This is a genomic window from Halomonas sp. 7T (genome assembly GCF_025643255.1).
Taxonomy (GTDB): Bacteria; Pseudomonadota; Gammaproteobacteria; order Pseudomonadales; family Halomonadaceae; genus Vreelandella.
The window spans coordinates 122777-135780 of the sequence record NZ_CP087112.1; the positions used below are offsets into that span (position 1 = coordinate 122777).

At 54.6% G+C, this 13004-nt stretch carries 13 protein-coding genes; all 13 read left to right on the plus strand.

The features are described from left to right. Positions 1–95: 95 nt before the first annotated feature. The 13 genes from pyrH to rnhB all read left to right on the plus strand — a co-directional run bounded on the left by pyrH (position 96) and on the right by rnhB (position 12973). Positions 96–866: a UMP kinase gene (gene pyrH, locus LOS15_RS00600; RefSeq protein WP_263067418.1), complete on the plus strand. Its 771-nt coding sequence runs from the start codon at positions 96–98 to the stop codon at positions 864–866. A 4-nt stretch (positions 867–870) separates the two neighbouring features. After that, positions 871–1428 carry a ribosome recycling factor gene (frr, locus tag LOS15_RS00605; RefSeq protein ID WP_263067419.1) on the plus strand — a complete coding sequence of 186 codons (558 nt, stop codon included), beginning with the start codon at positions 871–873 and terminating at the stop codon, positions 1426–1428. Between the two features lie 106 nt (positions 1429–1534). After that, on the plus strand, positions 1535–2320 hold the full coding sequence (gene uppS / locus LOS15_RS00610; RefSeq protein WP_263067420.1) for a polyprenyl diphosphate synthase: 786 nt from the start codon (positions 1535–1537) through the stop codon (positions 2318–2320). Continuing rightward, the gene (locus LOS15_RS00615; protein WP_263067422.1) at positions 2313–3134 is read left to right on the plus strand and encodes a phosphatidate cytidylyltransferase; all 822 of its coding nucleotides are present in this window, start codon (positions 2313–2315) and stop codon (positions 3132–3134) included. The genes uppS and LOS15_RS00615 overlap by 8 nt, the downstream gene beginning before the upstream one ends. Beyond that, the gene (gene ispC / locus LOS15_RS00620; protein ID WP_263067423.1) at positions 3131–4318 is read left to right on the plus strand and encodes a 1-deoxy-D-xylulose-5-phosphate reductoisomerase; all 1188 of its coding nucleotides are present in this window, start codon (positions 3131–3133) and stop codon (positions 4316–4318) included. Before LOS15_RS00615 ends, ispC begins: the two co-directional genes overlap by 4 nt. 58 nt (positions 4319–4376) lie before the next feature. Continuing rightward, a complete protein-coding gene (gene rseP / locus LOS15_RS00625) occupies positions 4377–5735 on the plus strand; it encodes an RIP metalloprotease RseP (protein ID WP_263067425.1) in 1359 nt (452 codons plus the stop codon). Between the two features lie 100 nt (positions 5736–5835). Next, positions 5836–8187 carry an outer membrane protein assembly factor BamA gene (gene bamA / locus LOS15_RS00630; protein WP_411537275.1) on the plus strand — a complete coding sequence of 784 codons (2352 nt, stop codon included), beginning with the start codon at positions 5836–5838 and terminating at the stop codon, positions 8185–8187. A gap of 17 nt (positions 8188–8204) precedes the next feature. Further along, positions 8205–8705 carry an OmpH family outer membrane protein gene (locus LOS15_RS00635; protein ID WP_263067426.1) on the plus strand — a complete coding sequence of 167 codons (501 nt, stop codon included), beginning with the start codon at positions 8205–8207 and terminating at the stop codon, positions 8703–8705. Positions 8706–8757: 52 nt separating this feature from the next. Next, positions 8758–9795, plus strand: coding sequence for a UDP-3-O-(3-hydroxymyristoyl)glucosamine N-acyltransferase (gene lpxD / locus LOS15_RS00640; protein WP_263067427.1), 1038 nt, complete (start codon positions 8758–8760; stop codon positions 9793–9795). 133 nt (positions 9796–9928) lie between these two features. Then, positions 9929–10372, plus strand: a complete 444-nt coding sequence (fabZ, locus tag LOS15_RS00645; RefSeq protein WP_078090340.1) for a 3-hydroxyacyl-ACP dehydratase FabZ — start codon at positions 9929–9931, stop codon at positions 10370–10372. Beyond that, a complete protein-coding gene (gene lpxA, locus LOS15_RS00650; RefSeq protein WP_263067429.1) occupies positions 10369–11136 on the plus strand; it encodes an acyl-ACP--UDP-N-acetylglucosamine O-acyltransferase in 768 nt (255 codons plus the stop codon). The genes fabZ and lpxA overlap by 4 nt, the downstream gene beginning before the upstream one ends. A gap of 30 nt (positions 11137–11166) precedes the next feature. Then, positions 11167–12366, plus strand: a complete 1200-nt coding sequence (lpxB, locus tag LOS15_RS00655) for a lipid-A-disaccharide synthase (RefSeq protein ID WP_263067430.1) — start codon at positions 11167–11169, stop codon at positions 12364–12366. After that, a complete protein-coding gene (rnhB, locus tag LOS15_RS00660) occupies positions 12356–12973 on the plus strand; it encodes a ribonuclease HII (RefSeq protein ID WP_263067431.1) in 618 nt (205 codons plus the stop codon). Before lpxB ends, rnhB begins: the two co-directional genes overlap by 11 nt. Positions 12974–13004 lie beyond the last annotated feature (31 nt).

Consider the following 13004-nt stretch of genomic DNA (forward strand, 5'->3'; position numbering starts at 1 on the left):
GCGTGCGCGCGAGCGCACGCCTTCGTGTATCCGGCCCTTACTAAATTGGGCTACCTCCACCCACCGCTGCCTAGTTCTGCCTCAGGAGAGATGCCATGTCACATGATGCTCAAGAGTCTACCCCCGTTGCTACCGCGAAAATTGATAAGTCGAAATCAAAGTACAAACGTATTTTGCTGAAACTGTCAGGCGAAGCGCTGATGGGGGAGCACGATTTTGGTATCGACCCTAAAGTGTTGGATCGTATGGCGCTTGAGATTGGCCAGTTGGTCGGAATTGGTGTTCAGGTGGGGATTGTAATTGGGGGAGGTAACCTGTTCCGTGGCGCAGCACTCAATGAAGCGGGCATGGATAGGGTGACGGGTGACCATATGGGAATGCTGGCAACGGTGATGAACGCGTTGGCCATGCGTGATGCGCTGGAGCGCTCTAATATCCGCTCGCGGGTTATGTCAGCGATTCCCATGAGCGGTGTGGTGGAACATTATGACCGCCGTACCGCCATCCGCTATTTAACGTCGGGTGATGTGGTGCTGTTTTCTGCAGGTACCGGAAACCCTTTCTTCACCACCGACTCTGCTGCCTGTTTGCGCGGCATTGAAGTGGACGTCGACGTTGTCATCAAGGCCACTAAGGTGGACGGCGTGTACAATAAGGATCCGGTGAAGTACCCCGACGCCATTAAATACGACCAGCTCTCCTATGACGATGCACTGGAACAGAAGCTGGGCGTGATGGATTTGACCGCTATCTGCCTGGTACGTGACCATAATATGCCAGTGCGGGTATTCGATATGAACAAGCCTGGTGCCTTACTGAATTTGGTAGTAGGGGGCAAGGAAGGCACGCTGATAGACAGAGGGTAACAACGTGATCAATGATATTAAGAAAGATGCAGATTCCCGTATGAAAAAAAGTGTTGAAGCGCTGAATAGCAACTTCAACAAAATTCGTACAGGGCGCGCGCACCCCAGTATTTTGGATGCAGTAACGCTTGATTATTACGGCAGCCAAGTACCGCTAAGTCAGGTGGCCTCGGTGAACGTAGAAGACGCGCGTACGCTGACGGTCGTTCCTTGGGAGCAGAGCATGGTGCCGAAAATTGAAAAGGCCATCATGACCTCTGATCTTGGGCTGAACCCGTCAAGTGCTGGCAACGTCATCCGTGTGCCAATGCCGATGCTTACAGAAGAGACGCGTAAAGGCTATATCAAGCAGGCCCGCAGCGAAGCCGAACACGCCCGTGTCGCCGTTCGTAACGTGCGCCGCGATGCTAACGGCGATTTCAAATCTTTACTAAAAGATAAAGAGATCACCGAAGACGATCAGCGCCAGGGCGAAGATGAAATCCAGAAGCTGACCGATAAGTATATTGCTGAGATCGACAAGGCGCTTGCTGCCAAAGAGCATGATCTCATGCAGGTTTAGTGGTTGTTACTATCACTAACTGTTTTTGTTTAGTCGCGGGCAGTCAAGCGCTGCCCGTCAGGCCATGGCTTGGCTTACCTATGACTGATCTTTGGTGCGAGAACCCATGACGTCACCGCAGCTTCCTGACAAGCAGCCGGGCGGCGCAACGCCTTCTCACTCCGAGGAGTCGCTGCCGCTACATGTCGCTATCATTATGGATGGCAACAACCGCTGGGCGCGTGCACGCGGACTTTCTGGTGTGCGCGGCCATCGTGCGGGTGTTGAAGCCGTCAGAGCGGTGATTCAGCGCGCCGCCGAACGCGGTGTGAAAACCTTAAGCTTGTTCGCCTTTTCCAGTGAAAATTGGAAACGTCCTGCGAATGAGGTCAATGCGCTTATGGAGCTTTTTTTAATGGCGCTCAAGCGTGAAGTTAAAAAGCTTAATGAGCGTAATGTTCGCCTTTCCATTATCGGTGAGCAGCGCGGCTTTTCCCACGCCATCCAAAAACATATCCAGCGCGCTGAGGCGCTGACCGCTGCCAATACGGGCATGCATCTGGTGATTGCGGCTAATTATGGCGGTCAGTGGGATATTGCCCGAGCGGCAAGGCAGTTGGCGGAGCAGGTCGCCGCGGGAGAGATCGTGGCCGCTGATATCGATGAAGCGCGACTCGATGCGGCGATGAATACCCAGCAGGTGCCGCCGGTGGACTTGTGTATCCGCACCAGTGGAGAACAACGCCTATCCAACTTTATGTTGTGGCAACTGGCTTATGCTGAGCTGTATTTTTCCCCCCTGTTGTGGCCTGACTTTGACGCTGCGGCGTTTGATACGGCGCTGGATGATTTTTGCCAGCGCCGCCGCCGCTTTGGCATGACTGACGAACAAATAGAGGCGCAAGGTGCTTAAACAGCGGATTATCACCGCAGCCTGGTTAGCTCCCCTAACGCTGATCGGCCTGTTCGGACTGCAAGGCGGCGCGTTTGCGCTATTTACAGCGCTTATCGTGCTTCTAGGGGCGTGGGAGTGGGCCAACTTGGCCGGTGTTACCCGCCATCGTTCGCGGTTGCAGTATGTCGCAACGCTGGTGCTGCTCATGGTCTTCATGTGGGTGAGCGGTGCCGCTTTTGCTGTTTGGCCGCTATGGATCGGGGCCATTGGTTGGCTGCTGAATCTTTTTTGGGTCACTCGTTACCCAGAAGCTGGTGAGCAGTGGCAAGCGCGCTCTCGCCGTTTGTTGATGGGGGTGTGGGTGCTGTTGCCGTGTTGGGTCGGTTTCAACGTCCTCCGCGATAGCGGGGCTGTGTGGTTGCTGTTTGTCCTGCTGCTCGTATGGAGTGCCGATATCGGCGCCTATTTTGCTGGCCGCCAGTGGGGCAAGCGCAAGCTGGCACCGAAGGTGAGTCCCGGGAAATCCTGGGAGGGCGTTGCTGGGGGGCTAGTCGCCACCTCGCTGCTGGCCATCGGGTTTGCTTTTTGGCAGGCGCTAGGTCTTGTCGGCGGTTTAGCGCTACTCATTATCACCGCGCTGGTGACACTCATTTCGGTACTGGGTGATTTGCTAGAAAGCATGCTGAAGCGCCATCGCAATATTAAAGATTCCAGCCAATTATTGCCCGGCCACGGTGGCGTGTTGGATCGTATTGACAGCTTAACGGCGGCTATCCCGATCTTTGCGCTGCTCTATTTGCAGGTGCTTCAGTTACAGGTGAGTGCGTTATGAGTCAGCCGCCGCTGCAGCACGTCACAGTGCTTGGCTCTACCGGCTCCATAGGCACTAACACGCTGAATGTGATTGCCCGCCACCCTGACCGCTATCGGGTATACGCGCTAACGGCCCATACCTCAAAAGAAGTATTGCTGGCTCAGTGCAAAGTGCACCGCCCTCATGTGGCGGTGCTCAACGATCCGCGTGATGCGCAGTGGCTGCATGATGAATTAGCCGAGGCGGGTATCACTACTCAAGTGCTGGCGGGGCCAGAAGCGCTTTGCGATGTTGCCCGAGAGTCTCAAGTCGATACGGTGATGGCGGCTATCGTAGGTGCCGCAGGGCTACTACCCGCGTTAGCAGCAGCAGAGTCGGGCAAACGCGTGCTGCTCGCCAATAAGGAAGCGCTTGTCATGAGTGGAGCGCTTTTTATGGATGCTGTGGCGCGTTCAGGCGCAACGCTATTGCCGATTGATTCTGAACATAATGCTATCTATCAGTGTCTACCTGCTCAGCACCGGGGCGGACTTGCGCGCCACGGAGTACGGCAACTTCTGCTGACCGCTTCGGGTGGCCCATTTCGTACCTGGAGCTTAGAAGATATTGCCACGGTGACACCCGACCAAGCTTGCGCGCATCCTAATTGGTCGATGGGACGCAAGATTTCTGTCGATAGCGCCACACTAATGAATAAAGGCCTCGAATTAATCGAAGCCTGCTGGCTGTTCGATGCCTCCCCTGAGCAAATTCAGGTGGTCGTGCACCCCCAAAGCGTGATCCACTCTATGGCAGCATACGACGATGGTTCGGTGATTGCGCAGTTGGGCAATCCTGATATGCGTACGCCGATTGCTTATGGGCTGGCTTGGCCTGAGAGAATTGATGCAGGCGTTGAGACACTAGACCTTTTTCAGGTCGCTAGGCTCGATTTCGAAGCGCCGGATGAAAAGCGCTTCCCCTGCCTGCGCCTGGCCAGAGAGGCGATGGTAAAAGGCGGGGCAGCGCCGGCGATTCTTAACGCCGCCAACGAAGTCGCGGTAGACGCCTTTTTAGAGGGACAACTTGGCTTTAGCGCTATTGCAGAGGTGGTTGCCGAGGTGATGGGGCAGCCGTTTGAGGGCAGCGCGGATTCGCTTGAGCAAATTTTAGCGGCAGATAAGTGGGCGCGTGAACAGGCAGCGTTGAAAATACAGCGATAACACCAGTATGGCGCGCAGGCATCAGCCATTCGCTGAGCAGCGTGTAAAGGAGCGAAGTGTGGGCCTGATACAAAATATTCTTGCGGTAATCGTGGTGCTTGGGTTGTTGGTAACCTTCCACGAATTTGGCCATTTCTGGGTGGCGCGACGCTGTGGTGTGAAGGTGCTGCGCTTTTCCGTTGGCTTTGGTAAACCGCTCTGGTCCACCGTGGATCGTCATGGCACAGAGTTCGCCGTGGCAGCAATACCTCTGGGTGGCTATGTGAAAATGCTCGATGAGCGTGAAGCCCCTGTTCCTGAAGAGCAGCTTGACCGAGCCTTTAACCGCAAAAATGTTTGGCAGCGAATCGCGATTGTGGCTGCTGGCCCCCTAGCTAACTTTTTACTGGCTATCGTCGCTTATTGGGCGCTGTTTGTCGCAGGTACGACAACGGTAATGCCTATCGTAGGCGACATTGAGCCAAACTCGCCCGCCGCTGAAGCAGGCCTTGTTCGTGGCAGCGAAATCACGGCTATCCAGGGCGATGCGATGCGCTCCTGGGAAGAGATCAACCTCAAGCTGGTATCTATTATTGGCTTTAGCGGCGAGCTCTCCGTTGAGGCGCTACCCGAAGGGGCGAGTACGCCGCGCGCTTATCAATTGCCGGTCACTAACTACCTCGTTCGCCAAGACCCACCACAGCCATTGCAAAGCTTGGGCATTACGCCGTGGCGCCCCGATTTCCCTGCCGTATTGGGTCAAGTAGTGGATGGTCAAGCGGCGGCTCAGGCAGGGCTTCAGCCGGGTGATCGCATCCTTTCCTTAAATGGTGAGCCGGTGGGCGACTGGATGCAGTTTGTCGCCACTATTCGTGATAGCGCTGGTCAAACCTTAGACGTTCGCTATCAGCGCGGCGACGAGCAGGGTACGCTGTCGCTTACGCCAGGTACCAATACCCTAGAGGGTGGCAGAGAGGTCGGCTATATCGGTGCCGGCGTACAGCAAGTCTCATGGCCTGCGGAGCTTCAGCGTGAAATCCGCTACGGCCCTGTCGAGGCCGTTGGGCAATCGTTATCTCGCACCGGTGAAATGACGCTGCTGACGATAGACGCTATTCGTAAAATGCTGGTGGGGCTGATCTCGCCCTCTAATTTGTCTGGGCCTATCACCATCGCGCAAATTTCAGGTGACTCTGCCCGTGCAGGGATGGAAGCGTTTGTTGGCTTTCTAGCGTATCTTTCCATTAGTCTGGCGGTGCTCAACTTATTGCCAATCCCGGTGCTCGATGGTGGGCACTTGCTTTATTATTTTATAGAGGTCGTGCGTGGCCGGCCGGTCTCTGAACAAACGCAAGCGGTAGGGTTACGCATCGGGCTTGCCATGGTAGGCACCCTAATGCTGATGGCCCTCTATTTTGATCTGATGCGCCTGTGGTAATGACGCGTGTAGCGCGCTGGATGCCTTGTCATCCACCTGCACAAATGTATATGGTGCCTGTCTGGAACGACAGGCAGACCAACGCGAGCGAACTGACTGCATGAAAATCAAGACCCTTGGAATGGCGGCACTTTTGCTGGCAGGCGCCAGCGGCGCCCAAGCACAATCCTTTGATGTTTCGGACATTCGTGTGGAAGGACTACAGCGGGTTTCCGCCGCCTCGGTCTTTAATGCGTTTCCCGTGAGTGCCAATGACCGCGTTAGCGAACAGCAGCTGTCAGCGGCTGCGCGTGACCTATTTGCAACGGGCCTGTTCGAGGATGTTTCCCTGGCACGAGAGGGTGACGTTCTCATTGTTCAGGTTGTTGAGCGGCCGACGATTGCACGGCTAAATATCAGTGGTAACCAGCAGATTGATGAAGAGGATCTCCGTAATGGGCTGCGCCAATCGGGCTTATCCGAAGGCCAAGTGCTGCAGCTGTCTACGCTAGAAGAAATTCAGCGCGAGCTGGAGGGGGTCTATCAGGCCCAAGGCCGCTACAGCGCGGGTATTAATGTTGATGTTGATGAAATTGATGAAGGCCGCGTTCAGGTCAATATCAATATTAATGAAGGCGAAGTAGCAAAAATCCGTCAAATCAATATTGTTGGTAACGAAGACTTTGATGACGATACGCTACGCTCTGTCTTTGAACTCAATGATCGTCCTGGGCGGATATTTGGCTGGTTTTCAAAAGATGAGTACTCAAGAGAGGCGCTCTCAGGCGATATCGAGCGTCTGCGCTCTTTCTATCTGGATCGTGGCTATGTGAACTTCGATGTCACTTCTACCCAGGTATCAATTGGCCCAGAGAAATCTGAAATATTTATTACGCTCAATATTGATGAGGGTAATCAGTACCGCGTGGGGGATATCCGTTTTGCGGGTGACCTGCAGATTAGCGAAAACGAGGCGCGCCAACTGCTTGAAATTAGTAGTGGCGATACGTTCTCTCGTGGTCAAGTAAATGCCTCCACCGAAGCATTGCGTCAGCGTCTTGGCGCCGAAGGGTTTGCCTTTGCTGACGTTCAGGGCGTACCGGAAATGGCCGGCGATGGTGATACCGTCGACCTCGTCATAGCAGTGAACTCAGGCCAACGTGCCTATGTGCGCCGTATCGAATTCTTTGGTAACACCACCACTCAGGACGAAGTGCTGCGTCGTGAAATGATTCAGCTAGAAGGGGCGCCGGCATCGACTGAGTCGATTACTCAGTCCCGACAGCGCCTTGAGCGTCTTGGCTTCTTTAGCCAAGTGGAAGTCGATACTCAGCCTGTACCCGGCCAGCCTGATTTGTTAGATGTGACCTATAACGTTGAAGAGCAGCCCTCAGGCTCGGTTTCAGCCAGCGTTGGCTTCTCGCAAAGCGCTGGGGTGATTTACGGCGTTGGTTTGGCCCAAAATAACTTTTTGGGTACAGGTAACCGTGTCAATGTTGGTGCCCAGCGTAGCGATACGTTCACCAGCGTCAATTTTGCGTTTACCGATCCCTATTGGACACTAGACGGTATTTCCCGCGGCTATAACGTGTTTTACCGTGAGACGGATTACGCTGATTCGGATATTTCGACGTTCTCGACGGATGCCTATGGTGCGGGGATTAATTTTGGCTACCCGATAAGTGAGCTTTCGCGGCTTAATTTCGGTGCGAGTATCGAAGACTTAACGGTGAAAACCTATTTCGATACGGCATCAGAAATCCGCCGCTATGTAGAAGATCAAGGTGAAAATGCGCAAAGCCTTAAATTAACGGCAAGCTGGACACGCAATAACCTAAACCGCGGCATTATGCCCACGGCAGGTAGTTACCAACGGTTCTCGGCAGAAACCGGCGTGCCGGGAAGCGATGCGGAGTACTACAAGCTGCAAGCGCGTGGTCAGCAGCTATTCCCAATTAATGATGATCAAACCTGGGCGCTTAAATTTAGCGGTCACCTAGGCTATGCCGACACGCTTGGCGGCAATGACCCTTACCCCTTCTACGAAAACTTCTACGCAGGTGGTTTAGGCTCAGTACGTGGCTTTACCTCCAACACGCTTGGTCAACGCACAACGCCTGCGCGTGAAGGCGGTCGTGACCGTACAATGGGCGGTAACGTGCTGGTTCAAGGGAGCGCCGAAGTGCTCTTCCCTTTGCCGTTTATTGAAGACCAACGCTCGCTGCAAACATCGTTTTTTGTGGATGCCGGGAATACTTTCCTGACCTCTTGCTACGATGTGTTGGAAGAAGATGCCGATCGTCAGCGGTGCAGTTCAGGCGTTGATTTTGGTGACCTGCGCTACAGCGCTGGTATTGGTCTATCCTGGCTAACACCGGTAGGTCCGCTAACCTTCAGTGTTGCTGAGCCGCTGAATGATGAAAGTGGGGATGATACTCAGTTCTTCCAGTTCTCGCTGGGTCAAACTTTCTAATACAAGGAGTTATCACGATGCGTAAATTGGCAGCAGCTGTGTGTCTACTTGGAGCGATGGTGCTACCCGCTCACGCCGCTGAGGTTGCAGTACTTGATTGGCGCGCTGCGTTGATGAATACCCAGTCGGCTCAATCTTCGCTCAGCCAGTTGGAAGGGCAAATTGGCAGCCAGCAGCGTGAGGCGCAGTCGCTCGGCAATGAGCTTCAGCAGTTGCAGGAGCGACTGCAGCGAGAAGGCGACACCATGTCGCAATCTCAGCGAGATTCACTAATGGCTGAACTCCAACAGAAGGGCAGCCGTTTTGAACAGTTGCGTCGCGAAGTGCTTCAAGCCCAGCAGCGTTCTGAACAGCAGTTTTTAGAAAGCGCGGAGTCCAAGCTTGAGCGTGCCGTTGAGCAAGTGCTGGAGCGTCACAATATTGACGTGTTAGTAGAGCCACAAGGCGTACTGCACTCATCGACAGATCTGCCTAACGTGACGAATGAAGTCACACAGATTTTCGATTCGCTAAACTAATTTTATGACTGCGGGTGCGGGCTTGCCCGCACCATTGATTTTCTGGGCTCCTATGACGCACGCTTCTCACCACCTCACCCTAGCGGATATCGCACGTCACTTGGATGTAGCATTCGAAGGAGACGCCAATCAAACCATTCGAGGCTTGGCGACACTTAAAGAAGCTGCACCCGATCAAATTGCATTTCTGGCGAACCGTGCCTACTTAAAAGATTTAGCAACCACTCAGGCAGCCGCCGTGCTGCTGCATCCGGAGCACGGTAAAAATTGCCCGGTTGCCCGCTTGGAAATGGACAATCCCTACTTGGGTTATGCCAAGCTGTCCCAGCTGTTCGACCCACTTCCTGCACGAGATGTACCCGGTATCCATCCCACCGCCGTTGTTGCAGAGGGTGTGACGCTAGGCGCTGATGTGTCTATTCAGGCGCATGCGGTGATTGAGGAGGGGGTAGTGCTGGGCGATCGTGTCGTGATTGGCGCGGGCAGCGTGATAGGCGCCGACAGCATCATTGGAGAAGGCACGCGATTGCATGCCAATGTTACTGTTTGCCACGGTGTTGTTATTGGTAAACGCAGTATTTTGCAAAGTGGCTGCGTGATTGGCGGTGATGGTTTTGGTTTTGCCCACGATGGTGCGGGTTGGCACAAGATTGCGCAGCTGGGTGGTGTCGTGCTGGGCGATGATGTTGAAGTGGGCAGCTGCTCCAGTATTGATCGCGGTGCACTCGGCGATACGGTGATTGGTAACGATGTAAAAATCGATGGGCAGGTGCAAATTGCGCATAATGTGACGATTGGGGATCATAGCGCGCTGGCAGGCTGTGTGGGCATTGCCGGTTCAACTAAAGTCGGCAAACACTGCATGCTTGGCGGTGGCGTGGGGCTCTCAGGCCACCTCACCATTTGTGACGGCGTACAGGTTACTGGCATGAGCCTGGTCACTAATTCCATCCATGAGCCAGGTGTGTACTCTTCGGGGACCGGGGCAATGAGTAACGCACAGTGGCGTAAAAATGCCGTGCGTTTTAAACAGCTTGACGATATCGCTAAGCGATTGTCTCGGGTGGAAAAAAGTCAGCGCTCAGAGTAGTAGACGCTTGAGTTTCTTAGGTAGTGGCTTGAGGCTTGTTTATAGCAGGTTATAATCCACCGCCTTTTAACCAGCTTTGTGCTGGTGAGTGCCTGATTTTTTCAGGCCTTTTGTCATTTTAGAGGTCGTTACGATGGTTATGGATATTAACGAAATTCGCGAATACTTGCCGCACCGCTACCCGTTTTTGCTGGTAGACCGTGTGACGCAGTTAACCGTTGGCGAATCCATCGTTGCGTTCAAAAATGTTAGTATTAACGAACCGTTTTTCAACGGTCACTTTCCCCATCACCCGATTATGCCCGGTGTGCTGGTGGTGGAAGCGCTAGCCCAAGTGTGCGGTATTTTAGGTTTCAAAACGGTGAATAAACTGCCCGCTGATGGTTACGTCTACTATTTGGTGGGCAGTGATAATGTACGTTTTAAGCGCCCCGTGATGCCTGGTGACCAGCTGGTATTGGAAGCAAACGTGATTCGTGGGAAACGAGGGATTTGGAAATTTGCTTGTCGCGCAACGGTTGACGGTGAGCTAGCGTGCGAGGCTGAAATTATTTGTGCCGAGAGGAAGGTGGCTTGATACATCCTACTGCACTGGTGGACCCAACGGCGAAGCTTGCTGATGACGTCGAGGTAGGCCCTTTTAGCGTTATTGGGGCAGACGTAACGATAGGCGCCGGCTCAATTATAGGCCCCCATGTGGTGGTCAAAGGCCCGACGGTGTTGGGAGAGCGCACACGCATCTTTCAGTTCGCTTCGGTGGGTGAGGACTGCCAAGACAAAAAATACGCTGGTGAACCAACGCGCTTGGTGATGGGCGATGATAACGTGATCCGTGAAGGGGTTACTCTCCATCGCGGCACGGTACAGGATCGTGGTGAGACGACCATTGGTTCGCGTAACTTATTCATGGCTTACGTGCACGTTGGACACGACTGCGTGATCGGTAGCGACTGTATACTGGCGAATCAGGTAACGCTGGCAGGCCACGTTACGCTCGGCGACTTTGCCATTCTTGGCGGTCTGTCAGCCGTTCACCAATTCTGTCACTTTGGTGAGCACGCGATGGCGGGCGGCGGTTCGATTATTACTAAAGATACCCCCGCCTATGTGATGATTAACGGCAACCCGGCTGAAGCCCGAGGCCTTAATTTGGTGGGTTTAAAGCGCCGAGGCTTTAGCCGTGACGCGATCAATGCGCTAAGCACTGCTTATAAAATGGTGTATCGCCAAGGTTTAACTGTAGAGCAGGCAGTTAGCGAGATGCGTAGCCGGTTCGAGTTGCCGGAAGTCGCTCTCTTCGCTGACTCAATCGAGCGCTCGACCCGCGGTATTGTGCGCTAACCACTCATCTCCCATCGGTTTTCCCATCATATGACCCTTGAGCGCGTATACCTTGTGGCTGGCGAGCTTTCCGGCGATATCTTAGGCGCTGGATTGATGCGCGAGTTAAGCGCTCACCATCCCGGCGTCGAGTTTCGTGGAATCGGGGGGCCACGGATGGAAGCCCAGGGGCTTGCCAGCCGCTTTCCGCTGGAAACGTTATCGGTAATGGGACTGGTCGAAGTGGTCAAACACCTGCCGGAACTTATCCGTGTACGCCGAACGCTCCGTGCAGACGCATTGATTTGGCAGCCGGATATCATGATTGGTATCGACGCCCCCGACTTCAATATCGGCTTAGAAAAACAGCTGCGTGATGCTGGCCTTACAACCGCTCACTACGTCAGCCCCTCGGTATGGGCGTGGCGGCAGGGGCGAGTTAAAAAGATCGCTAAGGCCGTTGATGGCATGTTAACCCTGCTGCCTTTTGAAGCCGATTTTTACCACCGCCATCATGTGCCCGTCGCCTTTGTGGGCCACCCCTTGGCCGATGAACTGCCCCTTGAGAACGACCGCGACGCGGCTCGTCGTGAGTTGGGCTTAGTCGCAAACTCGCCTGTATTAGCGCTGCTGCCCGGCTCCCGTGGCAATGAAATCCGCTTTATGGGCGCTACGTTTCTAGACGCGGTCACGCTGCTCTGCCAGCGCCATCCAGGCCTGCAAGTAGTCATCCCTGCGGCTACCGCCCAACGTCACCAAGAGCTTCGCGAGCTGCTGGCTGGCTACCCCGCACTAGCCCAGCAGGTAACGCTACTAGACGGCCAAGCCCGAGAAGCGATGGTAGCCAGCGACGCGGTACTGCTGACCTCAGGGACGGCGGCGCTAGAGGCCATGTTGTGCCATCGAGCCATGCTGGTCGCCTACAAAATGGCTCCGGCGACTCACTGGCTGGCAAAACGATTGGTGAAAACCCAGTGGATTTCATTGCCTAACCTGATTGCTCAAGAGAGCGTGGTGCCCGAACTCATTCAGGACGCCGCCACGCCGGAAGCGATTGCCGGTCAGCTTGACCAGCTATTGGCGGATGAGACGACGCGGCACGCTCTGGAAAAACGTTTTGCACGCATGCATCAAAGCCTTCAGCGCAACGCCAGTCAGCGCGCTGCCCAAGTCATTACCGCGCTGGTGGCTGGTGACCCTTTAGATAACGATGAAATAGCGGGCCAAGAAGGGCGTCATCATGGCCGTTAAGCTCGCTGACTATCCAGCACTGGTCATTAATTACCAGGGTGATCGTCTGGCGGGTGTAGATGAAGTCGGCCGGGGGCCGCTGATCGGTAGTGTGGTGGCCGCGGCGGTGATTCTTGATTCTTCCCAGCCTATTGAAGGTCTGACAGATTCAAAAAAGCTCACCGCTCGCAAGCGAGAAGCGCTGGACGTGCAGATCCGCGAACGAGCGCTGGCGTTTGCTGTTGCCGAGGCAAGTGCTGCTGAGGTGGATCAGCTTAATATTTACCATGCGACCCACCTGGCCATGCGCCGCGCGGTGGATGCATTGGCTCCCCAGGCGGAGTACTTACTGGTGGATGGTAATCGGCTGCCGGGGCACTTTCTACCTGGCCAGGCAGTCGTAAAGGGGGATGCCCGCCATTCGGCGGTTGCCGCCGCATCTATTTTAGCGAAAGTTGCTCGCGATGCGCAGATGGTCGAGCTGGATATGCGCTATCCTGAGTATGGCTTTGCCCGACATAAGGGCTATCCAACCAAAGAGCATTTGGCGGCCCTCGCCGCTCATGGCCCGCTTGCTGAGCATCGCCGCAGTTTCGCGCCGGTACAGCGCCAGTTAGCGCTGCTGTAAGCCTCATCTATTTATCTAGTCTTGTTATTGA

Coding starts and splice junctions, on each gene's coding strand:
- pyrH (WP_263067418.1), top strand. CDS start 96: ATGTCACATGATGCTCAAGAGTCTACCCCCGTTGCTACCGCGAAAATT.
- uppS (WP_263067420.1), top strand. CDS start 1,535: ATGACGTCACCGCAGCTTCCTGACAAGCAGCCGGGCGGCGCAACGCCT.
- ispC (WP_263067423.1), top strand. CDS start 3,131: ATGAGTCAGCCGCCGCTGCAGCACGTCACAGTGCTTGGCTCTACCGGC.
- bamA (WP_411537275.1), top strand. CDS start 5,836: ATGAAAATCAAGACCCTTGGAATGGCGGCACTTTTGCTGGCAGGCGCC.
- LOS15_RS00635 (WP_263067426.1), top strand. CDS start 8,205: ATGCGTAAATTGGCAGCAGCTGTGTGTCTACTTGGAGCGATGGTGCTA.
- lpxD (WP_263067427.1), top strand. CDS start 8,758: ATGACGCACGCTTCTCACCACCTCACCCTAGCGGATATCGCACGTCAC.
- fabZ (WP_078090340.1), top strand. CDS start 9,929: ATGGTTATGGATATTAACGAAATTCGCGAATACTTGCCGCACCGCTAC.
- lpxB (WP_263067430.1), top strand. CDS start 11,167: ATGACCCTTGAGCGCGTATACCTTGTGGCTGGCGAGCTTTCCGGCGAT.
- rnhB (WP_263067431.1), top strand. CDS start 12,356: ATGGCCGTTAAGCTCGCTGACTATCCAGCACTGGTCATTAATTACCAG.